At 68.9% G+C, this 25,757-nt stretch carries 21 protein-coding genes and 2 riboswitches; of the genes, 13 read left to right on the top strand and 8 right to left on the bottom strand.

Going from position 1 to position 25,757, the window contains the following annotated elements:
• Positions 1-12: 12 nt before the first annotated feature.
• The 5 genes from G328_RS0109895 to G328_RS0109875 form a co-directional block, all read right to left on the bottom strand.
• Positions 13-804, bottom strand: coding sequence for an ABC transporter permease (locus G328_RS0109895; protein WP_235619869.1), 792 nt, complete (start codon positions 802-804; stop codon positions 13-15).
• Entirely contained in the window at positions 797-1,852 is a 1,056-nt protein-coding gene (locus G328_RS0109890) for an ABC transporter substrate-binding protein (protein ID WP_051082895.1), read from the bottom strand. Before G328_RS0109890 ends, G328_RS0109895 begins: the two co-directional genes overlap by 8 nt.
• 89 nt (positions 1,853-1,941) lie before the next feature.
• Positions 1,942-2,036, bottom strand: a riboswitch (TPP riboswitch).
• 53 nt (positions 2,037-2,089) lie between these two features.
• Entirely contained in the window at positions 2,090-4,192 is a 2,103-nt protein-coding gene (locus G328_RS0109885) for a Fe(3+)-hydroxamate ABC transporter permease FhuB (RefSeq protein WP_019619193.1), read from the bottom strand.
• Position 4,193: 1 nt separating this feature from the next.
• Entirely contained in the window at positions 4,194-5,249 is a 1,056-nt protein-coding gene (locus tag G328_RS0109880) for an ABC transporter substrate-binding protein (RefSeq protein ID WP_019619192.1), read from the bottom strand.
• Positions 5,246-6,148, bottom strand: a complete 903-nt coding sequence (locus tag G328_RS0109875) for an ABC transporter ATP-binding protein (RefSeq protein ID WP_019619191.1) — start codon at positions 6,146-6,148, stop codon at positions 5,246-5,248. Before G328_RS0109875 ends, G328_RS0109880 begins: the two co-directional genes overlap by 4 nt.
• Before the next feature lie 96 nt (positions 6,149-6,244).
• On the opposite strand from G328_RS0109875, the gene nadE reads away from it, so the two are divergent.
• The gene (gene nadE / locus G328_RS0109870; RefSeq protein WP_019619190.1) at positions 6,245-7,057 is read left to right on the top strand and encodes an ammonia-dependent NAD(+) synthetase; all 813 of its coding nucleotides are present in this window, start codon (positions 6,245-6,247) and stop codon (positions 7,055-7,057) included.
• A gap of 4 nt (positions 7,058-7,061) precedes the next feature.
• Here the strand turns inward: nadE and G328_RS0109865 are convergent, their stop codons facing one another.
• Entirely contained in the window at positions 7,062-7,304 is a 243-nt protein-coding gene (locus tag G328_RS0109865; protein ID WP_019619189.1) for a hypothetical protein, read from the bottom strand.
• A 226-nt stretch (positions 7,305-7,530) separates the two neighbouring features.
• On the opposite strand from G328_RS0109865, the gene msrA reads away from it, so the two are divergent.
• Positions 7,531-8,052, top strand: a complete 522-nt coding sequence (gene msrA / locus G328_RS0109860) for a peptide-methionine (S)-S-oxide reductase MsrA (protein WP_026339796.1) — start codon at positions 7,531-7,533, stop codon at positions 8,050-8,052.
• Between the two features lie 100 nt (positions 8,053-8,152).
• Here the strand turns inward: msrA and G328_RS15050 are convergent, their stop codons facing one another.
• A complete protein-coding gene (locus G328_RS15050; protein ID WP_019619187.1) occupies positions 8,153-9,091 on the bottom strand; it encodes a LysR family transcriptional regulator in 939 nt (312 codons plus the stop codon).
• A 187-nt stretch (positions 9,092-9,278) separates the two neighbouring features.
• Here G328_RS15050 and G328_RS0109850 point away from each other — a divergent pair, with 187 nt between their 5' ends.
• Together G328_RS0109850 and putP are read left to right on the top strand one after the other, a co-directional pair.
• A complete protein-coding gene (locus tag G328_RS0109850) occupies positions 9,279-12,848 on the top strand; it encodes a bifunctional proline dehydrogenase/L-glutamate gamma-semialdehyde dehydrogenase (RefSeq protein WP_019619186.1) in 3,570 nt (1,189 codons plus the stop codon).
• A gap of 143 nt (positions 12,849-12,991) precedes the next feature.
• Positions 12,992-14,569, top strand: a complete 1,578-nt coding sequence (gene putP / locus G328_RS0109845; protein ID WP_019619185.1) for a sodium/proline symporter PutP — start codon at positions 12,992-12,994, stop codon at positions 14,567-14,569.
• A gap of 30 nt (positions 14,570-14,599) precedes the next feature.
• Here putP and G328_RS0109840 read toward each other — a convergent pair whose 3' ends face one another.
• Positions 14,600-16,378 carry a sensor histidine kinase gene (locus G328_RS0109840; RefSeq protein ID WP_051082894.1) on the bottom strand — a complete coding sequence of 593 codons (1,779 nt, stop codon included), beginning with the start codon at positions 16,376-16,378 and terminating at the stop codon, positions 14,600-14,602.
• A 149-nt stretch (positions 16,379-16,527) separates the two neighbouring features.
• On the opposite strand from G328_RS0109840, the gene G328_RS0109835 reads away from it, so the two are divergent.
• The 9 genes from G328_RS0109835 to gdhA all read left to right on the top strand — a co-directional run bounded on the left by G328_RS0109835 (position 16,528) and on the right by gdhA (position 25,430).
• Complete coding sequence (locus G328_RS0109835; RefSeq protein ID WP_019619184.1) at positions 16,528-17,229, top strand: response regulator; 702 nt, start codon at positions 16,528-16,530, stop codon at positions 17,227-17,229.
• Between the two features lie 122 nt (positions 17,230-17,351).
• A complete protein-coding gene (locus tag G328_RS15045; protein ID WP_019619183.1) occupies positions 17,352-18,671 on the top strand; it encodes an acyltransferase family protein in 1,320 nt (439 codons plus the stop codon).
• A gap of 512 nt (positions 18,672-19,183) precedes the next feature.
• Positions 19,184-19,324 carry a hypothetical protein gene (locus G328_RS0109825; protein ID WP_154651564.1) on the top strand — a complete coding sequence of 47 codons (141 nt, stop codon included), beginning with the start codon at positions 19,184-19,186 and terminating at the stop codon, positions 19,322-19,324.
• Positions 19,325-19,999: 675 nt separating this feature from the next.
• Positions 20,000-20,509, top strand: a complete 510-nt coding sequence (locus G328_RS15040; RefSeq protein WP_019619180.1) for a single-stranded DNA-binding protein — start codon at positions 20,000-20,002, stop codon at positions 20,507-20,509.
• Positions 20,510-20,598: 89 nt separating this feature from the next.
• Positions 20,599-21,066 carry a DUF6993 domain-containing protein gene (locus tag G328_RS0109810; protein ID WP_019619179.1) on the top strand — a complete coding sequence of 156 codons (468 nt, stop codon included), beginning with the start codon at positions 20,599-20,601 and terminating at the stop codon, positions 21,064-21,066.
• A gap of 14 nt (positions 21,067-21,080) precedes the next feature.
• Positions 21,081-22,763: an energy-dependent translational throttle protein EttA gene (gene ettA / locus G328_RS0109805; RefSeq protein ID WP_019619178.1), complete on the top strand. Its 1,683-nt coding sequence runs from the start codon at positions 21,081-21,083 to the stop codon at positions 22,761-22,763.
• On the top strand, positions 22,763-23,299 hold the full coding sequence (locus G328_RS0109800; RefSeq protein WP_019619177.1) for an acyl-CoA thioesterase: 537 nt from the start codon (positions 22,763-22,765) through the stop codon (positions 23,297-23,299). Before ettA ends, G328_RS0109800 begins: the two co-directional genes overlap by 1 nt.
• Entirely contained in the window at positions 23,296-24,033 is a 738-nt protein-coding gene (locus G328_RS0109795) for a DUF8185 domain-containing protein (protein ID WP_019619176.1), read from the top strand. Before G328_RS0109800 ends, G328_RS0109795 begins: the two co-directional genes overlap by 4 nt.
• Before the next feature lie 50 nt (positions 24,034-24,083).
• On the top strand, positions 24,084-25,430 hold the full coding sequence (gdhA, locus tag G328_RS0109790; protein WP_026339792.1) for an NADP-specific glutamate dehydrogenase: 1,347 nt from the start codon (positions 24,084-24,086) through the stop codon (positions 25,428-25,430).
• Positions 25,431-25,628: 198 nt separating this feature from the next.
• Positions 25,629-25,732, top strand: a riboswitch (TPP riboswitch).
• Positions 25,733-25,757 lie beyond the last annotated feature (25 nt).

Here is a 25,757-nt window from a genome sequence, read left to right as displayed (position 1 = left end):
GCGCCGCGCCGGTCATGGCGCCACCCCTCGAAGACGTGAGTGCCAGGGAATCAGGAGCCGCTCGACGAGGTACGTCGAGAGGTAGAGCGCCACGCTCACGAGCGCGGTGATCGCGACCGCGGCGAGCACGAGGTCGGTGCGGAACGCGTTTTTCTGCACGCTCATGTAGATGCCGAGGCCCGACCGGGCGCCGACGTACTCGGCGAAGATCGCGCCCGTCACGGCGTACGTGATGCCGATGCGCAGCGCGGTAAAGAACGCCGGCATTGCCGACGGCAGCCGCACGAACGCGAACCGGCGGATGCGCCCCGCGCCCATGCTGCGCAGCAGCCGCGTCGCCTCGCTCCCGGCCGCCCCGAAGCCCTCGATGAGCCCGACGGCGAGCGGGAAGAACGTGACGAGCGCGACGACGAGCATCTTCGGCCAGAGCCCGAACCCGAACCAGATCACGACGAGCGGCGCAATCGCGATCACCGGAATCGTCTGCGACGCGACGAGCAGCGGCGTCACCCCCTGCCGCAGCGCGGGGAAGAAGTCTGCCACGACCGCGATCACCCACGCGCACCCGAGCGAGAGTGCGAAGCCGGCCGCCGTGACCCCGAGCGTCGAGAGTGTGTGCCCGAGCAGCACCTCGCGCTGATCCCAGCCCTCGGCGAGAACCCGCGAGGGGGAGGGCAGCACCTGGGGCCGCACGCCGCTCGCGTGCGCGACGAGCTCCCACACGCAGATCGCGGCTGCCACGAGCGCGACCGGAACCCAGGCGCGGGTGTGGAGCCCGCGCATCCCGCCCCGTGATTCAGTCATCGAGGTACGCATTCGTGAAGAACTCCGACCAATCGGGCGCCTCGGTGATGGGGTCGCCGTTCGCGTCGACGAGCAGGCCTTCGTCGAGCAGGAACTCGCCGAGCTCGGTCCACTGCTCGAGCGTCTGCCCGCCGAACTCGCCGTGCTCGTCGAGCATGTAGTCGCTCGCGAGCAGCTCCTGGCTCTCGACGAGGAAATCGAGGTCGGTGAGCACGTCGGCGTTCTGCTCCTGCAGAATCTCTGCGGCCGCCGCCGGGTCGGCGATTGAGTCTTCGTAGCCGTGCGCAAGCGCCTGCGTGAAGCCGGCCGCGAGGTCGGGATGCTCGTCGAGCCAGCCGCCATTGCCGATGACGATCACCTGGTAGTTGTCGGGGAACCCGTAGTCGGTGGGCGCGAAGCCCTTGAGGTCGATGCCGCGGTGGGCCGCGTCGAGGCCCTCCCACGCGACGAACGGCACCGTGAAGTCGACCTCCCCCGAGTAGAGCGCCTCGTAGGCCGAGGTGTCGAGCACGACGGTGTCGAACTCGCCCTTGCCGCCGGCGGCCTGAATGATCGCGCGCATTTTCGCGTTCTCGGTCGCCGAGCCGAAGCCGCCGTACGTGAGCCCGTCGAGGTCGGCGGGGCTTTGGATGTCGTCGCGGTCGGCGAGCACGCTGATGTTCGTGGTCCACGTCTGCTCGACCGCGAGCACCGAGACGAGGTCGGCCCCGGCCGCCATCGCGACCGACGTGCTCTCTTGGAAACCGATGCCGAAGTCGGCCTGGCCCGAGTCGACGAGCACGCCCGGGCTCGACGAGTTGTACGGCACGATCTCGACGTTGATGCCGGCGTCGGCGAAGTAGCCGCGCTCGATCGCGACGTAGAGGCCGGTGTGATTCGTGTTCGGCGTCCAGTCGAGCGCAAAGCGCACGGTTGTGAGGCCGTCGGCCGAGTCGGCGGGGCCGGCGGCGCAGGCGGTGAGCGCGAGCGACGCGGCGGCAAGCACGGATGCTCCGAGCCGGCGCCAGCGTCGGCGCGCGGCGGGGTTGTGGGTGGAAGCGGTGGTCATGTTGGCCCTTCTGGAAACGGCAAAGGGCCGTCACGCTCACTGCGGCGGGAGCGCGACGAACGGCACCGTGGCACCGCTCGGGCGCACACGACGAAGTAGCTGGACAATCCCTTCGCCAGTACGAACTGGAGCAGGTTCAACGGGTGTCATCTCAGCCGCAGATGCGGCACCCCGTGTCACTGCGGGCCACACTACACACGTCGCCGAGGCGTGTCGATACCTCGGCGACGCGGAGCGTCAACTTCGCGAGCTGCGCAGTAGCCAGACGAAGTACGGCGCGCCGATGAGCGCGATCATGAGGCCCGCCGGCAGCTGCGACGGCGCGATGAGCGATCGACCGAGCATGTCGGCGACGCAGACGAGCAGCCCGCCGAGCAGCATCGACACCGGGATCACGCGGCTGTGCCGCGAGCCCACGAGCGCCCGGGCGAGGTGCGGGGCGATGAGGCCGACGAAGCCGATGACGCCGATCGCGACGACCGCGACGGCGGCGAGCACCGCCGCGATTGCGAGCACGACGAAGCGGGTTCGGCCGAGCCGCACGCCGAGCACGCGGGGCGTGTCTTCGTCGACCGCGAGCAGGTCGAGCTCGCGGCGCAGGCTGATGAGCAGGGGGATCGTGAGCACGAGAGCGATCGCGACCGGCGCGAGGTCGACGAGCGTGCGGCCGTACGTCGTGCCCGACAGCCACGTGAAGATGCGCGGGGTGTCGTACGGGTTCGCGCGCAGCAGCAGGAACGTGCTGATCGCGCTGAAGCCGGTACCGCAGCCAATACCGATGAGCACGAACCGGTCGGGGAGGAGTCCACCGCGCGAGGCGAGCAGGGCGACGAGGGTGAACGTGAGCAGTCCCATGAGCACCGCCATCGCGATGAGCGGGGCGCGGCCCGGTATCCCCGCCGTGACGATAATCACGGCCCCGAGCCCCGCGCCGGCGGTGATGCCGAGCAGGCCCGGTTCGGCGAGCGGGTTGCGCACGGTCGACTGCACGACCGTGCCCGCGAGGCCGAGCGCGGCACCGGCGAGCACGGCGGCGCCGACGCGGGGCAGGCGCTCGTCGAGCGCGCGGTCGATGAGGCTCGGGGCGCTGCCCTGCAGCCACACCGAGATGTCGCCGGTCTTCAGCCAGATGCTGCCGGCGAGCAGGCCGACGATTGCCGCGGCGACGAGTGCGACCGCCGCGATCGCCCAGACGAGCGTGAAGCGGTGCCGCGTGCGCAGGCCGTGGTTCGCCTGCGGCGGCTGGCGCACGGGGCCGGAATCGCGCAGCCGCATCGCGAGGATGACGATCATGACCGCGCCGAGGAGCGCGGTGGGGATGCCCGTGGGGATCGACGTGGCCGACTCGGCGCCGAGGATCGCGCGCAGCACCGCGTCAGCGAGCAGCACGAGCAGGGCGCCGACGAGGCCCGAGGCGGGCAGGCGCAGCACGTGGCGGCCGAGGCCGCGCACCTTCGTCGCGAGGAGGCGCGTGAGCACGGGCGCGCCGAGGCCGACGAACGCGATCGGGCCCGCGACGGTGACGGCCGTGCTTGAGAGCAGGACGGCGAGCACGATCGCGATGAGCCGGGTCGAGCGCAGCGGTACGCCGAGCGAGGCGGCCGCGTCGTCGCCGAGGCCGAGCACATCGAGGCGTCGGCTCAGCAGCATCGCCGCGATGAGCACGACGAAGATGAGGGGGAGCGCCCGCAGCGAGGCGTCGATGCTCAGCTGCGCGAGCGAACCGGAGCCCCACGCGAACAGGCCGATCGTCGACTCCTTGAAGAGGATGAGCAGCATGCCGGTGAGGGCGTCGAACGCCATCGCGAGCGCCGAGCCCGCGAGGATGAGTCGGGTCGTTGCGGTGCCGCTGGAGCGGCCCGCGAGGCCGAGCACGATCGCGGCCGCGCCGATGCCGCCGATGAACGCGACCCCGGTTGAGGCCCAGATCGGCACCGAGATCCCGAACGCCGCGACCGCCGTGAGCGCGAGGTGCGAGCCCGAGGTCACCGCGAGGGTGTCGGGCGAGGCGAGCACGTTGCGCGTGATCGACTGCAGCAGCATGCCGCCGACGCCGAGCGCGAGCCCGACCGCAATGCCGGCGAGGAGACGGGGGAGGCGCGAGCCCGCAAAGATGTCGCCGATCGGCACGCCGCCGACCGTCTCTTGGGCACCACCGAAGTAGGCGATCAGGTCGCCGAAGCCGACGCCCGAGGTGCCCTGGGTGAGGTGCCACCCGGCGACGAGCGCGACGGCCACGAGCAGGCCCGCGATCGCCGCGAGGGCGCCGGGAACGCCCCCGGGAGCGGGCCGCACGATGGCGGCGCGCTCCCGGGGCGCGGTTTCGAGGGTCGTGCGCAACCTACGAGAGGATCTCGACGTATCCGTCGATCGCCTGCATCACCGAGCGGGGGCCGCCGGCGCCCCACACGTTCGGCGGGAACGCGTAGGCGCGGTCTTCCTGCACGGCGGGCAGCGACTGCCACACCTCGTTCTTCTCGAGCTCGGTGACGTAGTTCTCTTCTGCGCCGTCATTCGCGTAGATGATCATCGCGTCGCCGATCGCGGTGAGCGACTCGACGTCGATTTGCGAGAGGCCGTACTCGTTGTTCACGCCGCCGTCGCCGTACTCGGCTTCGAGGTCGCTCGTCCACACGGGCTTCAGGCCAAGCTCGGCGCCGAGCTCGGTGAACAGGGCGCCCTCACCGTAGGCACGAATCGAGAGGTTGCCGCTCTCGAGCCAGCCGTCGATGTAGAGGAACTCTTCGCCGGCGGCGTCGGAGTCGGCGAGCTGCTCCTTCGCGTCGGCGAGGTACGCGTCGAACTCGTCGAGAATCTGGTCGGCGCGGTCGCTGCGGCCGAGCGCCTCGGCGATCGTCGAGAACACGGTCTTCATGTTGTCGATCTGGCCGTCGCTGTCGGCGCCGACCGTCGCGAGCACGGGCACGTCGCCCTCCTCGAGCTTCTTCAGCTGCTCGTCGTCGGCGGTGAACGCCTCGACGATGATGAGGTCGGGGTCGAGCGCGTAGATCGAGTCGAGGTCGGGCTCGCCTCGCTGGCCGACGTCGGCCGTGCCCTCGGGCAGCTCCTCGGCGCTCACCCACGTGCTGTAGCCCTCGGGGTCAGCCACGCCGACCGGGTTGACGCAGAGGCTGAGGACGTCTTCGACTTCCTGCCACTCGAGCACGACGACGCGCTTTGCCGGCTCGTCGAGCTCGACGGTGCGGCCGAGCTGGTCGGTGATCGTGACGGGGCCGGTCGACGTCGTGGTCGTGTCGTCGGCGCAGGTGGCCGAGACGTCGGCCGATGCCTCATCGGTCGAGGGCGTCTCAACCTCGGTCGTGCCGCAGCCGGCGAGGGCGACGGCGGCAATACCGGCCATCGCCGTGAGGGCGGCGAGCCGCGAAGTGCGGGTCATGCGTGGTGCTCACTTTCGTAGGGGATGCCGACCCGAGTGCTCGGGTCGCCTGGGGAAGCCGACCGGACATGCCGACCGACCGGATCGATACGCAGGCGGCCTGCGTCAGCGTCGAAGAAGACCTCGACGTCGATCTCATAGACCTCGCGAATGTGCTCGGCGGTGAGCACGGCGAGGGGCTCGCCGACGGCGTGGATGCGCCCTGAGCGCATGAGCACGAGGGTGTCGGCGATTGAAGCGGCTTGGTCGAGGTCGTGCAGCACGATGCCGACGGCGGCACCCTGCACCTCGGCGAGATCGCGCACGACCTCGAGCGTCTCGAACTGGTAGCGGAGGTCGAGGTGGTTCGTCGGCTCATCGAGCAGCACGACGCCCGTGTCCTGCGCGAGGCAGGCCGCGAGCCACACGCGCTGCAGTTCGCCGCCCGAGAGTTCGCCAGCGGCACGGTCGGCCATCGGCGCGATGCCTGTGCGGGCCATCGCGCCGTCGATCGCGGCCCGGTCGACCTCGGTGAGGCCCGAGAACCGGCGGCGGTACGGGTGGCGGCCGAACGCGACGACCTCGCGCACCGTGATGCCCTGCGGCGCCTGCCGCGACTGCGAAAAGAGCGTGACAAGGCGCGCGAACTCCCGCGGGCTGAACACGCGCGCCTGCTGCTCGGGCGCATCCTGCGGCGCGTCGTCGCCGGCGGCGCTCGCATCGCGCAGCACAACCTCGCCCTCGGTGATCGGATGCAGGCGGGCGATCGAGCGCAGCACCGTCGATTTGCCGCTGCCGTTCGGGCCGACGAGTGCCGTGACGTGGCCCGGCTCGAGCCCGAGGGAGACCCCGTGGACGACGTCGCTGCTGCCGTAGCGCAGTACCAGGTCACGGGCGTGCAGCGACTGCAGTTCGGGCATAGCTCGCTCTCGAAATGGGGGATTTTACGGTAGGTAAGCCTAGCCTAAAGTCAAGCCAGTATCGCGCGTCGGGTGCACCGTGGGAGACTCGACAACATGCGTGAGGCACAGGCAGCGATTATCGAAGCGCTCGACGTTCGGGCACAGATTGACCCGGCGCAGGAGATCGACGCGCGCGTCGGCTTCTTGCGCGACTATTTGCTCGCGACGGGCAGCGCCGGGTTTGTGCTCGGCATCTCGGGCGGGCAAGACTCGTCGCTCGCGGGGCGCCTCGCGCAGCTCGCGTGCGAACAGCTCCGCGAGGCTGGCCACGAGGCTCGGTTTACCGCCGTCAGGCTGCCCTACGGCGTGCAGGCCGACGAAGACGACGCGCGCCTCGCGCTTGACTTCATCGGCGCCGACGAGGTGATCGACTTCAACATCAAGCCCGCGGTCGACGGGCTCGACGCAGGCGCCGAGGGTCTTTCGTTTGCCGACTTCAACCGAGGAAACTCGAAGGCCCGCATCCGCATGGTCGCGCAGTACGCGATTGCGGCCGAACGCCGCGCGCTCGTGATCGGCACCGATCACGCCGCCGAGGCGGTCACGGGCTTCTTCACGAAGTTCGGCGATGGTGCGTGCGACCTCACACCGCTCACTGGACTCACGAAGGGGCAGGGCCGACAGCTCCTCGTGGAACTCGGCGCCCCCGAGCGGCTCTACCTCAAGGTGCCGACCGCCGACCTGCTCGACGGCAAGCCGGGCCGAGCCGACGAGGAGGAGCTCGGCCTTCGTTACGACGACATCGACACGTACCTCACGGGCGGCGAGGTCGACGACGCGGTCGCCGAGAAGCTCGAGGGCTACTACGCGCGCACGCGCCACAAGCGCACCGTGCCGGTGACGCCGTTCGACACCTGGTGGCGCTAGCGCGTCACATGCGGCGCAGCGCGTCGAACGCCTCGTCGAGGTCGTCGAACTCCCCGATATCGAAGAATCCGCGACGGTCGGCGGTCATGCGCATGACGACCACCGCGTCGCCGCGGCGCTCGAGATAGCCGACGATCGCGCCGCCGGGCTGGGTCACGCGCCAGCGGGTCTCGGTGAGCTGATGGATGCGCAGGCCCGCGCGCTCGCGCACGAGGTCATTGGTTCGGGGGAGCAGGGTGATGGTCATGGCAACTCCGTTCTCTTGCACGCGCCCGCAGCGTATGCCGAGCCTGCGACATGCTCGCGTGCACGCGTATCCGTGCCGATCGTGCGTGTGCACGCGCCCGCCCGGTCGTCCCGCGTATCCGCGGCCATGGGTTGTCGCAAAAGCCCTATCGTGAGCCGCGCAATCGTGCTTCTTTGACAACCCATGCGGAGGGCCGGTGCCAGGCTGCGGGCGTAGCATTGCCCGCATGACGACGTATGAGCTTGCTGGTGGATGTTTCTGGTGCCTCGACGCGGTGTACCGCAACGTGAAGGGCGTGAGCGACGTCATCTCGGGCTACGCCGGCGGCACCGTCGAGCACCCGACCTACGAGCAGGTCTGCACCGGCACGACCGGGCACGCCGAGGTCGTGAAGGTCGTGTTCGACGAGGAGGTCGTGCCCGGCAACGTCATTCTCGACATGTTCTTCACGCTGCACGACCCGCGCCAGCTCAACCGCCAGGGCAACGACATTGGCCCGCAGTACCGCTCGGCGATGTTCCCCGCCGACGACGCCCAGCGCGAGACGTTCGAGGCCGCGATCGAGCGCGCGAACGACATCTGGGGCGGCGGCGTCGTGACGACGCTCGAGGAGCCCACCGAATTTTACGTCGCCGAGGACTACCACCAGGACTTCTTCGCGAAGAATCCTGGCCAGGGCTACTGCCTCGCAGTTGCCGTGCCGAAGGTGAACAAGGTGCGCGCCGGCTTCGCCGAGTGGATGAAGTAGCCCGCGAGCCCTGCTGTCACCGACCAAACCTGATCGCGCCGACGAGACCTGCTGGTGTGCCATCAGGTCTCGTCTGGTTGATCAGGCCTCGTCGGGATGATCAGGCACCGTCGGGATGCGCGGGGCGGGCGGTGCCCGTCAGGTCGCGCACGACGGTGGCGAGCGCATCCCGAACCGCCGCGATTGCGGGGTGACCCTTGCTCGCCTCGCGTGCGGCGGTGAACAGCTCGCGCCGCGGCGACCCCTCCTGATCGATGAGCCGCACGCGCGGTTCGGCGATGTGCACGAGGCTCGGCAGCAGCGCGACGGCGTTGCCGGTCTCGACGAGCCGCACGTGTGCCTGCAGGTCGGCGGTTTCGAACCGCACGTCGGGCTCAAACCCGGCGCGGCGGCACGACTGCTCCGCCCAGTGCCGCGTTGCGGTTCCCGGCGGCTCCATGACCCATGGCAGGTCGGCGGCGTCCTCGATCCTGGTGATCGCGTCGAACTCGGGGCCACCGGCGCCGAGGGGCGGCACGGCGAGCTGGATGCGGTCGGTCGTGAGTGGGCGGCGGTCGAGCCCGCGGAAGTGCCGGGCGGCGTGGCCCGGGTACTGCTCGGCGACGACGAGGTCGAAACTGCGCGCCCACGTCTCGCTGAGGGCGGTCTCGGGCTCGTACTGCACGAGCTCGACCCGAAGCTGCGGCGCGACCCGGCGGAGCCGCTGCAGGACGTGGGGAAACAGCGCGAGCACGGCGGTCTGGAATGCCGCGACCCGAATCGTGCCCGAGGTGTCGGCGGGGGAGCGTCGCAGCACCGACTCGGCGCGTTCGAGCCCGTTCAAGAGTTCCTCGGCCTCGCGCACGAGGGCCTCGCCGGTCGCGGTGAACTCGAGCGTGCGGCCCGACTTGCGCAGGAGCTGCACCCCCGCCTCGCGCTCGAGCAGCGCGAGCTGCTGTGACACGGCCGACGGCGTGTAGGCGAGCGCCTCGGCGACCGCGGCGATCGTGCCGCGGCTCGAGAGCTCCCAGAGCAACCGCAGCCGTTTCATCTCGAGCATCCGTGTCGCCCTCTCACGAAAAAAGCATTAGCAAAACTTCATGCTATTCGGTAACTACCGTTACTTTACGTCACGGTTAACGAGGCCCACACTGGAGTCACCCCGGCGTGCGCCCCGCGATCACAACGAAGGATCCTGGCGCCGCCCCAGTTGCTCGAGCGCTGCTCGACGTGTCGAAAGGCTGATCGTGACGTCGCAATCGTCGTTGGTGCGTGAAGTTCGTCCGCAAGATCTCGCGAACGCGGTCGTAGAACTCGTGCGGCGCTGGCTCGCCGAGGCCGCGGAGCAGCCCGTCGACCCCGCCGCGGGCCGCCTCGCGGGCGTGCTGCGGGATGAGCACGGCCTCGACTTCACGGTCGGGTTCGTCGACGGCGTCGTGCGCCCCGAAGACCTCGGCGCGGCCGCGAAGAACCTGAAGAAGCTCACCCCGCTCACGCCGTCGTTCCTGCCCGCGCCGATGCGCGGCGCGATTGGCCTCGGCGGCGCCGTCGGCCCCGTGCTCCCGAGCGTGGTCGTGCCGATCGCCCGCAAGGTGCTGCGGCAGATGGTGCGTCACCTCATCATCGACGCGACCGACGCGAAGCTCGGGCCCGCCATCGCGAAGATCAAGCGCGACAACGTGCGCCTCAACATCAACCTGCTCGGCGAGGCAATCCTCGGCGAGGGCGAGGCCGACCGCCGCCTCGCGGGCACGCACGCGCTCCTCGAACGCCCCGACGTCGACTACGTGTCGATCAAGGTGTCGTCGACCGTCGCGCCGCACAACCACTGGGCGTTCGCCGAGGCCGTCGATCACATCGAGGCGCAGCTCGTTCCGCTGTTCGCCCGCGCCGCCGCCGCGAGCCCGAAGAAGTTCATCAACCTCGATATGGAGGAGTACAAAGACCTCGACCTCACGATCGAGGTGTTCACGCGCATCCTCGACCGCCCCGAGTTTAAGAACCTCGAGGCCGGCATCGTGCTGCAGGCCTACCTGCCCGACGCGCTCGGCGCGATGATGCGGCTGCAGGAGTGGGCGGGCAAGCGCGTCGCCGCCGGCGGCGCCCCGATCAAGGTGCGCGTCGTGAAGGGCGCGAACCTGCCGATGGAGCACGTCGACGCAATGATTCACGGCTGGCCGCAGGCCACGTGGGGCACGAAGCAAGACAGCGACACGAGCTACAAGGCCGTACTCGACTACGCGCTCACCGCCGACCGAGTGCGCAACGTGCGCGTCGGCATCGCGGGCCACAACCTCTTCGACGTCGCGCTTGCGTGGTTGCTCGCGAAGGCCCGCGGCGCCGAGTCTGGCGTCGAGTTCGAGATGCTGCTCGGCATGGCCACCGGCCAGGCCGAGGTCGTGAAGCGCGAGGTCGGCTCGCTGCTGCTCTACACCCCGGTCGTGCACCCCGACGAGTTCGACGTTGCGATCGCCTACCTCATTCGCCGCCTCGAAGAGGGCGCGAGCCACGAGAACTTCATGTCGGCGGTGTTCGAGCTCAACGACAACGAGAAGCTCTTCGAGCGTGAGAAGCAGCGCTTCCTCGCCTCGCTCGCCGAGCTCGAGGGCATCACCGCCGACGGCGACGCCGAGCACTTCCACGTGCCCGCGCCGAACCGCACGCAAGACCGCCGCGAGTTCGACGCCGAGGGCGTGGATGCGCGGGTCGATGCCTGGACGCAGGGCGGCTACGAGGGCTTCGAGAACACGCCCGACACCGACCCCGACCTGCCCGGCAACCGGGCGTGGGGCCGCGGCATCGCGCAGCGCATGGTTGGCTCCGACCTCGGTCGCGAGCTCGTCGAGCAGGCGCGCATCGCCGACGAGGCGGGGCTCGACGCGGCGATCGCGCGCGGCGTCGACGCCGCGCAGGCGTGGCGCGACCTCGGTGTAACCGAGCGCACGCGCATCCTCCACCGCGCCGGCGAGCTGCTCGAGGCGCACCGCGGCGAGCTGCTCGAGGTCATGGGCTCGGAGTGCGGCAAGACGCTCGACCAGGGCGACCCCGAGGTGAGCGAGGCAATTGACTTCGCGCACTATTACGCGGCCCTCGGCCAGGAGCTCGAGCGCGTCGACGGCGCGAAGTACGAGTCGAAGCGGCTCATCGCGGTGATTCCGCCGTGGAACTTCCCGACCGCGATTCCCGCGGGCGGCGTGCTCGCGGCGCTCGCGTCGGGCGCGAGCGTCATCTTCAAGCCGGCCTCGGCCGCGGCCCGCACGGGCGCCGTCGTTGCCCAGGTGCTCTGGGAGGCCGGCGTGCCGCGCGACGTGCTGCAGTACGTGCAGTTCGGCGACCGCCAGCTCAGCACGAAGCTCATCGCCGACGAGCGCGTCGAGCGCGTCATTCTCACGGGTGCCTACGAGACGGCCACCGCGATGCGCGAGGCCCGCCCCGACCTGCCGATTCTCGCCGAGACGAGCGGCAAGAACGCGATCATCGTCACCCCGAACGCCGACCTCGACCTCGCGGTGAGGGACGTCGTGAACTCGGCCTTCGGTCACGCCGGCCAGAAGTGCTCGGCGGCATCGCTCGTCGTGCTCGTTGGCTCGGTGGCGAAGTCGCCGCGGTTCCACCGGCAGCTGCTCGACGCCGTGCGCTCGCTCAAGGTCGGCACCCCTGACCGTCTCGAGAGCCAGATGGGCCCGATCATCACTGCCCCCAGCGGCAAACTGCTGCGTGGTCTCACGACGCTCGGCGAGGGCGAGTCGTGGCTCGTTGAACCGAAGCCGGTGACCGACGCGGGCGAGCTTTCGCGTGACGCGAAGGGCGAGGTGAAGCTCTGGACGCCGGGCGTGCGCGACGGCGTCAAGCGCGGCAGCGAATACCACCTCACCGAGTACTTCGGCCCGATTCTCGGCATCATGACCGCCGACACCCTCGACGAGGCGATCGACATCGTGAACGAGATCGACTACGGCCTCACGTCGGGCCTCCACTCGCTCGACCGCGGCGACCTCGCCACCTGGCTCGAGCGCACCGAGGCCGGCAACCTCTACGTGAACCGCGGCATCACGGGCGCGATCGTGCGCCGCCAGTCGTTCGGCGGCTGGAAGAAGTCGGCGATCGGCCCGGGCACGAAGGCCGGCGGCCCGAACTACCTGCACGCGCTCGGCGAGTGGTCGGATGCGCCGGTCACCTCGGCGTCGCTCGCGCCGCGCCCGCACGTGGCCGAGCTGCTCGCGGCGGCCGAACGCGCCGGCGTCAGCGGCGGCGACCTCGCGTGGCTGCACGACGCCGTGTCGTCGGATGCGCACGCCTGGGCCGACGAGTTTGGCATCGCCCGCGACGCGTCGCAGCTCGGCGTCGAGCGCAACCTGCTGCGCTACCGCCCCGTTCCCGTGACGATCCGTCTCGCCGCCGACGCGCCGCTGCACCATCGCATCCGCGCGATCGCCGCCGCGCTCGCGGCCGAGTCGACCGTGACCGTCTCGGCCGCCGAGGCGCTGCCGACCGAGGTGCAGCAGCACCTGCGCGGACTTGGCGCGACCGTCGTGGTCGAAGACGCCACGCTGTGGCGCAGCCGGGTGACCCGGCTCGCGGCGCAAGAGGGGCCCGCGGCCGGGGCGCGCATCCGCCTCGTCGCCGGTGCCTCGCGCGACGCCGAACACGCCGCGATCGTTGCGGCGAGTTCGGGCAAGCCCGACATCGCCGTCTACGCTGGGGAGGTTGTGCGCGCGGGTCGAGTCGAGCTGCTGCCGCACCTGCGCGAGCAGGCGGTCTCGATCACGGCACACCGTTTCGGCACTCCGAACCACCTGTCGGAGGGGCTCATTTAGTCACGAATCGGTAGCAACCCCGCGGGGTAGTCGACCTACGCCGCGGGGTCTGCCAGGTTCATGGTGTGCGACCTACGCGCACCTCCGCGTCAGCGCCGGGAGCAACGTCCGACACTGACTTCAACGAGAGAAAGGGGACAACGGTGTCTGACCAGGTGTATCTCTACATCGCCCTCGGTATTTATTTCGCCGCAATGCTGCTCATCGGCTACCTCGCGTTCCGCAAGACGAGCGACCACGAGGACTACATGCTCGGCGGGCGCGGCCTGCCGCCGTGGGTCGCCGCGCTGAGCGCTGGCGCCTCCGACATGTCGGGCTGGCTCATCATGGGTCTGCCCGGCGCCATCTTCGTGACCGGCCTGCTCGAGAGCTGGATCGCGATCGGCCTGCTCATCGGGTCGTACCTCAACTGGCGCCTCGTCGCGCCGCGCCTGCGCGCGTACACCGAAGTCGCCCGCAACTCGATTACGATTCCGAGCTTCTTCGAGAACCGTACGCGCGACCGCTCGCACCTGCTGCGCAGCGTCTCGAGCGTCATCATCCTCGTGTTCTTCACGCTCTACGCCTCGAGCGGCATGGTCGCCGGCGGCAAGTTCTTCGAGTCGGCGTTCGGCGGCGACTACATGCTCGGCATGATCCTCGTCGTTGTCGTGACGCTCGCGTACACGCTGTTCGGCGGGTTCCTCGGCGCCTCGCTCACCGACGTGGTGCAGGGCCTCATGATGGTCATCGCGCTCATCGTCGTGCCGGTCGTCGCCCTGTTCACGATCGGCAACTTCGATGAGACGGCGACGCGCATCAACGACGTCAACCCGGCGGCGCTCTCGCTGTTCGGCGACGGCTCGCTCTCGACGGTCGCCGTCGTGATGTTCATCGTGTCGGGCCTCGCGTGGGGCCTCGGCTACTTCGGCCAGCCACACATCATCGTGCGCTTCATGGCGCTGCGCACGCCGCAGGAGGCCGCTTCGGCCCGCCGCATCGGCACGAGCTGGCAGTTCCTCTCGCTGCTCGGCGCCGTCGTGAGCGGTCTCGTGGGCGTCGCGTACTTCTCGAAGTTCGGCGACGGCCCCTCCGACCCCGAGACCGTCGTGCTGCTGCTCTCGCAGGTGCTGCTGCACCCGCTCGTTGCGGGCCTCGTGCTCGCGGCCGTGCTCGCGGCGATCATGAGCACGCTCTCGAGCCAGCTCATCGTCTGCTCGTCGGCGCTCGTCGAAGACCTCTACCGGGCGGTGCGTAAGGAGGTGCCGGGCCAGAAGACGCTGCTGTGGCTCGGCCGCATCGGCGTGCTCATCGTCGCCATCGTCGCCGGCATCCTCGCCGTCAACCCGAACGACACGATCCTCGGCCTCGTGAGCTTCGCGTGGGCCGGCTTCGGTGCCGCGTTCGGCCCGATCGTGCTGCTCAGCCTGTACTGGCGCAAGCTCACGAACTGGGGCGCGCTCGCCGGTATGGTCGTCGGGGCCGTCACGGTGTTCGTCTACAAGGCGATCGACTCGGCACTCGAGATCGGCCTCTACGAGCTGCTCCCGGCGTTCATCCTCGCCCTGCTCGCGGCCATGATCGTGAGCCTCGTGAAGCCGAACACCGACCCCGAGATCGACCGCGAGTTCACCGAGACTGGCGCGATCGTTGCGGTGAAGGGCACGAAGGCCGGTACCGAGGCGACCGCGGCGCGTGCGGAGGCGCGTCGCGTCGCCGCCGAGGAGGCCAGCGGCAAGTAGGTTCGTCGCCCGCTCGCGGTGCGCTCCCGGCTACGCAATCGGTAGTCGGGCGCGCACCGCGAAGCCGTTTTCCGGCTCGGGCGCGGCGGCGAAGGTGCCGCCGAGTGCCTCGGTGCGGCCGCGCAGGCCCGCGAGACCGAGCCCCGCGCCGGGGCTGGGATGCATGGGTCGCGACTCGTCGGCCGGCCCGTTCACCACGTCCACCTCGATCGCCTCGGATGCGCGCCGCACCTCGACGCGGATTCTCGCGCCGTGCGCGTGGCGGAGCGCGTTGCTGATGCCCTCCTGCACGATGCGGTACGCGGCGAGCGCGACGGTCGCGGGGATCTCCCGGGCGGCCCCGTCGCCGACCCCATCGACATAGTCGACCTCGGCGCCGCTCGCCCGCGACGACTCGATGAGCTGGGGGAGGTCGGCGAGCGTCGGCTGCGGGGCGAGGTCGGCATCGCCGTCGCCGCGCAGCAGCCGCAGCAGGCCCCGCATCTCGCCGAGGGCGCGGCGCGACGAGTCGGCGATCGTGTCGAACTCGTCGACGACCTCGGGCGCGAGTTCGGGGAGCCGGTACTTTGCCGTGGTGGCCTGCACGCTCGTCACCGAGAGGCTGTGCGCGACGACGTCGTGGAGCTCCTGCGCGATGCGGTTGCGCTCCTCGAGTTCCGCGCGCTTGCGCTGTTCCTGGGCCGAGAGCGCGCGCACCTGCTCGATTTCGCCGCGGCTCGAGCGCAGCTGGCGCACGACCGCTACGAGCACAACGACGCCGAGGCCAATCGCGGCGAAGGTCGTGAAGTTCGCCATGGCGCCGCCGGTGCCGCCGGTTCCGATGAGCGCACCGGCGAGGCTCGCGCCCGAAATCACGGCCCACGCGAGCACCGCGAGATACCAGCGGTGCCGAAGCCCGATGATCGCGATCACGAGCACGCCCGCGACGATGCCGGTCGCGGGCACCGGCCACGGCAGCCCGGTTGCCGGTGCCGACGCGATCGCCGTCGCGAAGAGTCCGAGCGAAGCGACGATGGTGGCGGTGATCGGAAGGCGCACGGCCACCACGACGGCGCCAGCCGTCGTCAACGCGAGCGCCCCGGCGAGGGCGACGTGCACACCGTAGACCGCCGCGAGCACCGGCCACGTCGCGGCGAGCAGCGCGACGCCGGCAATGCTGCCGAGCAGCCAGAACCACTCGACCCGGCCGAGCACGAGCTTCGTGACGCGCGCATCCAGCCAGGCGAGGCCGTGGAGCCCCGCGGGCATTGTCACGAGGGCGACGGCGCCGAGGAGGAGGTTGACGATGATGTCGAAGAGGTTGCCGTCGAGCCAGGGCGCGAGCTGCGCGCTCGGGAACGCGAGGTGGAACAGCTCGGCGAGGCTGCCCCCGCCCTTCGGCAGCGACCAGCTCCACACCCAATAGGTGAGGCCGCCGACGGCGATGAGTGGCCAGCAGAGGGCAAGCAGCCCCGTCGTGAAGCGCAGCGGCAGCGCCACGAGCAGCTCGAACACGAGGTCATGCCACGCGCCGGGGCGCCGTATCTCGCGCAGGAGTCCGCCGAACCCGGACTCGCGAGGCGGCACCTCGTGCTCGGGTAGCTCGAGCCCCCACTCGCGCGCACGGTGCCGCGAGATGTCGGCGAACCGGGTGGCGACGCGAAGCGTGATCAGCAGCAGGGCGGCGCCGACCCAAATGATGAACGTGCCGAGCGAGAGCGAGAACAGCGTGATCAGCGTCGTGAATGACGCGAGGGCAAACAGGGGGCCGGGGAGGAGGTAGGCGAAGTCGCGGCGCAGGGTGGCGGTGAATTGCTGACGCGATTGCATGAGAGTCCTTTTCGTTGGCGGCGGGTCGTGCGTGACGTGCCCCGGCAACGTACGGGCGAGTCCACCGCGCCCACGTCACTGTACGGAGTGATCGTGACGGCTACCTTTGGGGGAGCCCGCGCCACCTATGGCCGACCTACGCTGGGGGCATGCAGCAGAACCCGGCCGAACCCCGCATCCGCGTGCTCATCGTCGACGACCAGGCGATGGTGCGGCAGGGCTTCGGGGCGCTGCTCGACGCGCAAGGCGACATGACGGTCGTCGGCAGCGCGGGTGACGGCAGCGAGGCCACCGAGGTCGTGCGCCGCACGCAGCCCGACGTCGTGCTCATGGACATTCGCATGCCGAACATGAACGGCCTCGAGGCGACGCGGCAGATCCTCGCAATGCCGGGGGAGCGGCATCCGCGCGTGATCATGCTCACGACCTTCGACGCCGACGAGTACGTGTTCGAGGCGATCCGCGCGGGCGCGAGCGGTTTTCTGCTCAAGGACGCGACGGCGGATGCGCTCGTCGAGGCCGTGCGCGTCGTCGCGGGTGGCGACGCCCTGCTCGCGCCCGCGATCACGCAGAAGCTCATCGCCGACTACGCGGCCCGCCCCGCGGCGCCCCGCGACTCGGCACGGCTGAACGACCTCACTGCCCGCGAGCTCGAGGTCATGCAGCGCATCGCACGGGGCATGTCGAACGCCGAGGTGGCGGGCGATCTGTTCCTCGGCGAGCAGACCGTGAAGACGCACGTGTCGCGCGTGCTCCAAAAGCTCGGGCTGCGCGATCGCACGCAGCTCGTCGTCGCCGCGTACGAGTCGGGTCTCGTGCGGGTCGGCGACGCGCCCAGCGCGCCTCAATAGTCGGGCGCATTCCCAAAGGCCCGACGTGCCCCAAAGGTAGGGTCACCGGCCACCCGATCGGGTGGCGCGCGGCCCGTGACCGCGGCCATACGTTCCTCGCACATCGAGACGAGGAGCACCCCATGTACGCCATCATGACGAAACCCAGGCCGGCGCGGGCCAGCCACCGCGACGGCGCGATCGACCTGATTCGCGCCCTAAGCCTCATCGCGGTGGTGGTGCTGCACTCGCTCATGGTCGGCGCCGAGGTGACCGCGACCGGCGAGCTGCGCACGAGCGTCGCGCTCTCGGGCGAGCCGATCTTCGTGCCGATCACGTGGGTCACGCAGGTGATGCCGCTGTTCTTCATCGCGGGCGGGTTCGCCTCGTTGAGCCAGTGGCGGCGGATGCGCGGGCGCGGTGAGGGGTGGCAGGCCTACGTCGCGGGCCGCACGCGCAGGCTCGTCGTGCCCGCCGCCGTGATGATCGCCGTGGTCGGCATCGCCATCACGATCGCGAAACTCGTCGGTCTCGCACCCGAACTCGTCGACGAGGCGAGCCTGCGCGCTGGGCAGCCGCTCTGGTTCCTCGCCGTCTATCTCGGCGTCACCGCACTCGTGCCGGTGACGAGCTGGCTCCATGAGCACCATCGCGTCATCACGCTCGTCGCGTTCGCCGGCGGCATCGTTGTGGTTGACGCGCTCGCGGCAGTGACCGGGATGCCCGGCCTCGGCTACGCGAATCTCGCGTTCGTGTGGCTCTTCGTGCACCAGCTTGGTTACCTGCTGCTCGACGGCGGGGGCCGACGAGTCGCGCGGGGGAGCGTCGCGTTGCCGGTCGCCGCGTTCGTCGGTCTGCTCCTCTGCCTCGCGACCGGCGCCTCTCCCGACATGTACGAAAACCTCAATCCGCCGAACGTCGTGCTGGCCCTGTACGGGGTGCTGTCGTTCGGGCTCGTGCGGCTGGGCAAGCCGTGGCTTGACCGAGTCGCGTCGCGGCCCGGTGTCGCCCGGGTCTCGAGCGCCCTCGGTTCCCGCTCGATGACGGTATATGTGTGGCACATGCCGGTGCTGCTCACGCTCGTCGGCGTCGGCTTCGCCCTCGGCGCGCCGATGCCCGAGGTGCATTCGCTCGCGTGGTGGGGCACTCGTGTGCCGTGGCTCGTGACGGTCGCCCTCGTCGTGTTCCCGATCGCGAGTCGGCTCGCGCGGCTCGAGCGCTGGACACCCCGCCTTGTGCTGCCCGCCGTGCGGATCGGCGAACCTGTGCTCGCGGCGGTGAGCGTCGTCGCCGGCATAGTCGGAATCGGGGCCGTGCTCGTGCTCGGGTTCTCGCAGCCCATCGTCGTCGGCGCAGCGTTCACGCTCCTGGCGCTGAGTGTCGCCGGAGCCAACCAGCTCGCAACGTCGAAACCCACAGTTCGCGTTAGGCCGACGGCCGACGCGGCACCACCTCGATGGTGACGTCGCTACACTTCGAGAAATTGGCCTCGTGCCGTCTCGTGAGACCTTGGGGTCCTGCTGATCGCTGTGCTCCGGCTCGACTAGGGGCGGAGAGCGTGTCTGGCTACGCGATCCAAGATTCATTCGGCAGCGTGCAAACTTCAGGTAACTGACGGCGGTCCAACGGAATCAGTCGTTGACCCGACTGTAGGAATGTGACACTGTATAAACGTAGGTAGTTGCGACCTTTGAAGGTATATGGAGCATGTGTGCCCGAGGCGAATCCTACGCGCAGGGGGAATTTCATGAAGTCCATTGTTCGGCAATCGTGGGCATTGATTGGTGCGGCGATCTTGATTGCGGGCGGGGCTGTTTCTGCGACTGCTGCCGAGAGCGACGGAGGCGAGAGTGCCGTTGGGCAACTCTCGGATATCGAAACGCAGAACGAATCTGAGAGGCAAGCAATCCTCGAGTAACGCAGTGAGTTGCAGACCTCGGACGAGATTGAGGCGATTCTGTACGCGGATGTCCCCGTGGCTACGCTCATCGATGCCGAATCGCTTGAGATTCTTGCTGCAATTCCGATCGACGAGGACGGTGCGGAAGTGCAAATTGAAGTCAGCCCTTTCGCGCAGTCAATCGAGCCCTCTGTTTATATCGAGGAATCCAACTAGACGACCCAGGCGACTCGGATAGCGAGGCCAGTGCGCTTACGGCGGCCAAGCTATTCGTAAATTAGGCTATTTCTGGTTTTGGTCACTGGTGGTAGTAGTCTTAATCTTGGGCGGCGGATTGCAATTCCGACAAGAATTGGAGCGAATATGTCAGACGTAGCAATCGGATGGATATTCGGGGTCGGGGTGCTGGCGGTCCTCGTCGCACTCGCTGTTGTGGCGGGGCGCATGGTGTGGGGTCGCTATCGATTTGACCCCTTGCCGCTCACGGCTTGGATGGTCGTGCTGATCTGTGTGCCGTTCCTTGGAGTTGTGAGCTGGCTCATTTGGAGCTTCTGGATTTCGCCGGTGCGTGTGTCGCACTTAAGTCAGTAGCGCCCAGTTTTGCCGATATCTCCGCGTCAAATCAGCGGAAGCGGTCCCTGCGTACGCCGCGCGTATGCAGGGACCGCTTCTGTGCGCAATTGCGCACAGCTTTCGGCAGGCGCTCAGCTTCGGTCGATGCGCGGCCTCCCGACCTGACTGTGGATGCGCGGTCATCCACAGGCAGGGACGGAGGGGCAGCATTGGGCGTAGCGAATCGTGAGACTTGCCCCGCGACCCGGCGCGGAATCCCCAACCCTTGCACGGCACCTTCGCGCCGGGGCGCGCCCAGCACTCGAACGAAGGAGCATCATGTCTGACCACCTCACGATCACCGGCACCCTCGGCACCGACCCCGAGCACCGCACCGTCGGCAACAACCTCTCGCGGCTCACGTTCCGCGTCGCAACGTCGGAACGCCGGCAGACCCCGGCAGGCGAGTGGGAAGACGCCCACACGAACTGGTACAGCGTGACCGCGTTCGGCCGGCTCGCCGACAACGCCCGAGGTGTTCTGCGGAAGGGACAGCGGGTCGTCGTGACCGGCAAGTTCCGCCTCAGCAACTACGAGCGCCAGGACGGCTCGACCGGCACCTCCGCCGAGATCATCGCCGCACACCTCGGCCCCGACCTCGCCTACGCGAGCCGGCCACGCGACGAGGCCACGCCTGCCGCCGCATCCGGGCAAGCGCGGGCGGAGCCGACCGAGTTCGATCGGCCCGCGTCGACACCGACTGCAGGGACCGACGGTGCTGGTGCGCCCGCACCCGAACCCGCTGCCGAGTATCCGAATCTGCCGCACGACCTCGCGCCCACCTTCTAGCGCGGACCGCGGCGCGTGGCACCTGCGGGTTCGGGCCATGACTCCCGCGTACGCTAGGGGAGTCATGGCCGCCCGTCGAAAGGACGCACGTGCGCACGTCTCGTACGCCCGGCGTATCCCGCCTCATCGCCACCGCGTTCGCCGCAACCGTGTTGCTCGCTGGCTGCTCGTTCGGCGGGGATGGCCCGGGCCCCGATGAGACGCAGCAGGCAACGCAGACGCCCGACCCCACCTTCGATCCGTCGGGCGGCGCCGAGGCGAACAAGGCGTACTTCGACATGACGCTGCGCGACCTGCTCGCCGACGACGACAAGGCGAGCTCGCACGACTTCGTCGACACGCTCACCGACGCCGGCTTCGACAAGTCGCAAATGGAGGTCACGTTCGATCGCACGACGATCGATCTCGAGGCCGACTACATCATCGTGTCGGTGAAGATGCCCGACGGGCAGTGCCTCATCGGGCAGCGCAGTAGCAAGGGATACGCCTCGATGGTGGCCGAGCCGATGAGCACTGGGAAGTGCCTCATTGGGAAGACGCAAGACATCGACTGGTAAGTAGACTGGGGCGCATGGCCGAGTACATCTATCAAATGGTCCGCGCCCGCAAGAAGGTGGGCGACAAGCTCATTCTTGACGACGTGACCATGTCCTTCTTCCCCGGCGCCAAGATCGGCATGGTCGGTCCGAACGGTGCGGGGAAGTCCACCATCCTCAAGATCATGGCGGGCCTCGACGAGCCCTCGAACGGTGACGCGAAGCTCACCCCCGGGTTCACGGTCGGCATCCTGCTGCAGGAGCCGCCGCTCAACGAGGAAAAGACCGTGCGCGAGAACGTCGAAGAGGGCGTTGGCGCGATCAAGGGCAAGCTCGACCGCTTCAACGAGATCTCGGCGGAGATGGCGAACCCCGACGCCGACTTCGACGCGCTCATGGAAGAAATGGGCGCGCTGCAGACCGAGATCGACGCGGCCGACGCGTGGGACCTCGACAACCAGCTCGAGCAGGCGATGGATGCGCTGCGCTGCCCGCCCGCCGACGAGCCCGTCACGAACCTCTCGGGTGGTGAGCGCCGCCGCGTCGCCCTCTGCAAGCTCCTGCTCGAGAAGCCCGACCTGCTGCTCCTCGACGAGCCCACGAACCACCTCGACGCCGAGAGCGTGCTCTGGCTCGAGCAGCACCTGCAGAAGTACCCTGGCGCCGTCATCGCCGTCACCCACGACCGGTACTTCCTCGACCACGTCGCCCAGTGGATCGCCGAGGTCGACCGCGGTCGCCTCTACCCCTACGAGGGCAACTACTCGACCTACCTCGAGAAGAAGCGCGAGCGCCTGCAGATTCAGGGCAAGAAGGATGCGAAGCTCGCGAAGCGCCTCGCCGACGAACTCGAGTGGGTTCGTTCGAACTCGAAGGGTCGCCAGGCGAAGTCGAAGGCCCGTCTCGCCCGATACGAAGAGATGGCTGCCGAGGCCGAGCGCACCCGCAAGCTCGACTTCGAAGAGATTCAGATTCCGCCGGGGCCGCGCCTCGGCAACGTCGTGATCGAGGCGAAGGACCTGAAGAAGGGCTTCGGCGACCGCGTGCTCTTCGACCACCTCTCGTTCTCGCTGCCGCGCAACGGCATCGTCGGCATCATCGGCCCGAACGGTGTCGGTAAGTCGACGCTCTTCAAGACCATCGTCGGATTCGAAGAGCTCGACGGCGGCGACCTGAAGATCGGCGAGACCGTGAAGATCTCGTACGTCGACCAGGGCCGCGCCGGCATCGACTCGCAGAAGTCGGTGTGGGAGGTCGTCTCCGACGGACTCGACTACATTCAGGTCGGCCAGGTTGAGATTCCCTCGCGCGCGTACGTCTCGTCGTTCGGGTTCAAGGGCCCCGACCAGCAGAAGAAGGCCGGCGTGCTCTCGGGTGGTGAGCGCAACCGCCTCAACCTCGCGCTCACGCTGAAGCAGGGCGGCAACCTGCTGCTCCTCGACGAGCCGACGAACGACCTCGACGTCGAGACCCTCTCGAGCCTCGAGAACGCGCTGCTCGAGTACCCCGGCTGCGCCGTGGTCATCACCCACGACCGGTGGTTCCTCGACCGCGTGGCCACGCACATCCTCGCCTACGAGGGCACCGAAGAAGACCCGTCGAAGTGGTACTGGTTCGAGGGCAACTTCGAGGGCTACGAGGCGAACAAGATCGAGCGGCTCGGCCCCGACGCGGCGAAGCCGTCGCGGGTCACGTACCGCAAGCTCACGCGCGACTAATGTCGACCCTCTACGACTGCTGGTCGACCGGCGATGCCGACGGCGAGCGCCGCTTCCACGTGCCGATTCAGGTGCGCTGGCGCGACCTCGACGGCTACGGCCACGTGAACAACGCCACGATGTTCACGCTCCTCGAAGAGGCGCGCGTGCAGGCCTTCTGGGTCGTGCCCGAGGGCAGTGACGAGCAGCCCCGACCCCTCGCCGTTGTTTCGGCGGGGGTCGGGGCCGACACCGCGACGCTCATCGCGGCGCAGCAGATTGAGTACCGCGCGCCGATTCCACACCTGCACTACCCGGTCGACGTGCAGCTGTGGATCAGCAAGATCGGCGCCGCCTCGGCCGAGGTGTCGTACGAGGTGTGGAGCCCCGTCACCGACGAGTCGCGCACGCTCTTCACGGTCGCGCGAAGCACCATCGTGTTCATCGACACGACGACGGGGCGCCCGCGACGCATCAGCGACGCCGAGCGCGAAGCGTGGCAGCCCTACGTCGGGGCGCCCGCCCCCATGCGAAGCGAGGCGAAGCCGGCCGAATGACCGCCACGTTGCAGCTCGCGAACCCGATCGCGAGGGCCGACCTCGCGACCTACCTCGGTCGCGCGGGCCGCATCGAAGACTCCGGCGTGCGCATCCAGCAGGTGGGGGAGTCGGGCGTTGCGCTCTGGGTGCCCGTGCTGCGGCCAGCCGGAATCCTCACCGACTCGCCGCTCGTCATGGCGGTGCGCGCGATCCCCGGCAGCGTGCTCGACGTCGAAGAGCGCGATCGGCTCGACGGCGGCTTCGACGCCGTCGTGCCGCTGCGGGGGATGCTCGACCGGCTCGCGCGCGAACCCGCGAGCGACGACGAAGCGGTTCGGATTCCGCTCCCGCGCGAGCGGCTTCACGAGTCGTGGACCGGGAACTGGCCGCCCCTCGGCGGCTGGGAGCGCGTGACGACACTCGACGTCGCGCAGCTCACGGCCGTCGCCGACGACGGCATCGGCCAGATCGCGCAGGCGACCGAAAACCAGCTCGGGCAACTGCTCGCCGAGCGCATCCGAACCGATGTCTGGACCCGCATGCTGCCCGAGTCGGTCGTTTCGGCCGATATCGCCCCGAGCGACGCGCCCGACCGCCTCCCTCCCGCCGGAAGCGCCTTCGCCGCGCACGCACTCGGGTTCCTTCGCCCCGGCGACACGGGTACGCTCTCAACCGTGTCGGGCTGGTGGCGGCTCGCATTTCCAGCGGGCCAAGTGCTAATTCGACGTAGAAAATTCGTCAGCGCGCAGTAGGCTACAAAGGTTGGTTTCACCTGATCGAGAGGATCACCACTTTGACCACGATGCACGCAACGATCGAGACGCTCAAGAACGATGTCTTCGAACGCAATGCCGGTGAACCCGAGTTTCATCAGGCGGTTGCCGAGGTGCTCGACTCGCTCGCGCCGGTGCTCGAGCGGCACCCCGAGTACCTCGACCAAGACGTGATTCGCCGACTTTGCGAACCCGAGCGCCAGATCATCTTCCGCGTGCCGTGGACCGACAGCGAGGGCAACGTCAACATCAACCGCGGGTTCCGTGTCGAGTTCAACTCGGCCCTCGGCCCGTACAAGGGTGGCCTGCGGTTCCACCCCACCGTGAACCTCGGCATCGTGAAGTTCCTCGGCTTCGAGCAGACCTTCAAGAACTCCCTCACCGGCCTGCCCATCGGCGGCGGCAAGGGCGGCAGCGACTTCGACCCCCACGGCCGCAGCGACCGCGACATCATGGCCTTCTGCCAGTCGTTCATGACCGAGCTCTACCGTCACATCGGCGAGCACACCGACGTCCCCGCCGGTGACATCGGCGTCGGCACGCGCGAGATCGGCTACATGTTTGGCCAGTACAAGCGCATCACGAACCGCTTCGAGGCGGGCGTGCTCACCGGCAAGGGCCTCACGTGGGGCGGCTCGCTCGTGCGCCCCGAGGCGACCGGCTACGGCACCATCTTCTTCGCCCGCGAGATGCTCGCCACCCGCGGCGAGACCTTTGAGAACAAGCGCGTCTCGGTGTCGGGTTCGGGCAACGTCGCGATCTACGCGATCGAGAAGGCGCAGGAGCTCGGCGCCCTCGTCGTCACTGCATCCGACTCGTCGGGCGCCGTGTACGACCCTGACGGCATCGACCTCGAACTGCTCAAGCAGATCAAGCTCACCGAGCGCGGCCGCATCGGCGAGTACGCGGAGCGCCGCAGCTCGCGCGTCGAGTACTTCTCGAACCGCAACGACGTGTGGCAGGTGCCGGTTGACGTCGCGCTCCCGTGCGCGACGCAGAACGAGCTCGACCTGCGCTCGGCGCAGGCGCTCATCAACAACGGTCTGCAGGTCGTCGCCGAGGGCGCGAACATGCCCCTCACCGCCGACGCCGCGTCGCTCATGCGCGAGACCGAGAGCGTGCTGTTCGGCCCCGCGAAGGCTGTGAACGCCGGCGGTGTCGCCACGAGCGCCCTCGAGATGCAGCAGAACGCCTCGCGCGACAAGTGGCAGTTCGACTACACCGAGACCCGGCTCGAAGAGATCATGGTCAACGTGCACGAGACCTGCCGCGCGACCGCGCAGGAGTACGGCGCCCCCGGCGACTACGTGCTCGGCGCGAACGTCGCGGGCTTCACGAAGGTCGTTGAGGCGATGATCGCCCAGGGCCTCGTCTAGCCCGACTCACTGCGTTTTAGCCCCGCGCATCCACCCCGCTATCTCCGCGAACTGACGGCAATTTGCGGCTTTTTCAACAGAAAAGCCGCAAATTGCCGTCAGTTCGCGTTGGTGGGGTGTCGAGAGGGTCGAGTGTCGAGAGGGTGGGGCGTCGCGGGCGCCGGGAGCATGACGGCGTCGACGCTGGGGTAGGCTCGTGAACTACGACAGGGGAGCGCCGAGCGGCGCTGAGAGTGCCACACTGGCAGACCCTCGAACCTGATCCGGCTCGTACCGGCGAAGGAAGTCGAGTTCTCTCCCCGCGCGCCCACCACCGTGGCACGCGGG

This window comes from [Zimmermannella] faecalis ATCC 13722 (assembly GCF_000381765.1).
Lineage (GTDB): Bacteria > Actinomycetota > Actinomycetes > Actinomycetales > Microbacteriaceae > Gulosibacter > Gulosibacter faecalis.
The sequence above is the reverse complement of the archived record's forward strand: the minus strand, read 5'-3'. Positions and strand labels throughout refer to the sequence as shown.

What these genes read in the sequence shown, in the direction of transcription:
- G328_RS0109795 (WP_019619176.1), top strand. Translation starts at nt 23,296, where the DNA reads ATGACCGCCACGTTGCAGCTCGCGAACCCGATCGCGAGGGCCGACCTC.
- G328_RS15050 (WP_019619187.1), bottom strand. Translation starts at nt 9,091, where the DNA reads ATGCTCGAGATGAAACGGCTGCGGTTGCTCTGGGAGCTCTCGAGCCGC.
- ettA (WP_019619178.1), top strand. Translation starts at nt 21,081, where the DNA reads ATGGCCGAGTACATCTATCAAATGGTCCGCGCCCGCAAGAAGGTGGGC.
- G328_RS15045 (WP_019619183.1), top strand. Translation starts at nt 17,352, where the DNA reads ATGTACGCCATCATGACGAAACCCAGGCCGGCGCGGGCCAGCCACCGC.
- G328_RS0109840 (WP_051082894.1), bottom strand. Translation starts at nt 16,378, where the DNA reads ATGCAATCGCGTCAGCAATTCACCGCCACCCTGCGCCGCGACTTCGCC.
- G328_RS15040 (WP_019619180.1), top strand. Translation starts at nt 20,000, where the DNA reads ATGTCTGACCACCTCACGATCACCGGCACCCTCGGCACCGACCCCGAG.
- G328_RS0109880 (WP_019619192.1), bottom strand. Translation starts at nt 5,249, where the DNA reads ATGACCCGCACTTCGCGGCTCGCCGCCCTCACGGCGATGGCCGGTATT.
- G328_RS0109875 (WP_019619191.1), bottom strand. Translation starts at nt 6,148, where the DNA reads ATGCCCGAACTGCAGTCGCTGCACGCCCGTGACCTGGTACTGCGCTAC.
- G328_RS0109865 (WP_019619189.1), bottom strand. Translation starts at nt 7,304, where the DNA reads ATGACCATCACCCTGCTCCCCCGAACCAATGACCTCGTGCGCGAGCGC.
- G328_RS0109800 (WP_019619177.1), top strand. Translation starts at nt 22,763, where the DNA reads ATGTCGACCCTCTACGACTGCTGGTCGACCGGCGATGCCGACGGCGAG.
- G328_RS0109835 (WP_019619184.1), top strand. Translation starts at nt 16,528, where the DNA reads ATGCAGCAGAACCCGGCCGAACCCCGCATCCGCGTGCTCATCGTCGAC.
- gdhA (WP_026339792.1), top strand. Translation starts at nt 24,084, where the DNA reads ATGCACGCAACGATCGAGACGCTCAAGAACGATGTCTTCGAACGCAAT.
- nadE (WP_019619190.1), top strand. Translation starts at nt 6,245, where the DNA reads ATGCGTGAGGCACAGGCAGCGATTATCGAAGCGCTCGACGTTCGGGCA.
- G328_RS0109895 (WP_235619869.1), bottom strand. Translation starts at nt 804, where the DNA reads ATGACTGAATCACGGGGCGGGATGCGCGGGCTCCACACCCGCGCCTGG.
- msrA (WP_026339796.1), top strand. Translation starts at nt 7,531, where the DNA reads ATGACGACGTATGAGCTTGCTGGTGGATGTTTCTGGTGCCTCGACGCG.
- G328_RS0109890 (WP_051082895.1), bottom strand. Translation starts at nt 1,852, where the DNA reads ATGACCACCGCTTCCACCCACAACCCCGCCGCGCGCCGACGCTGGCGC.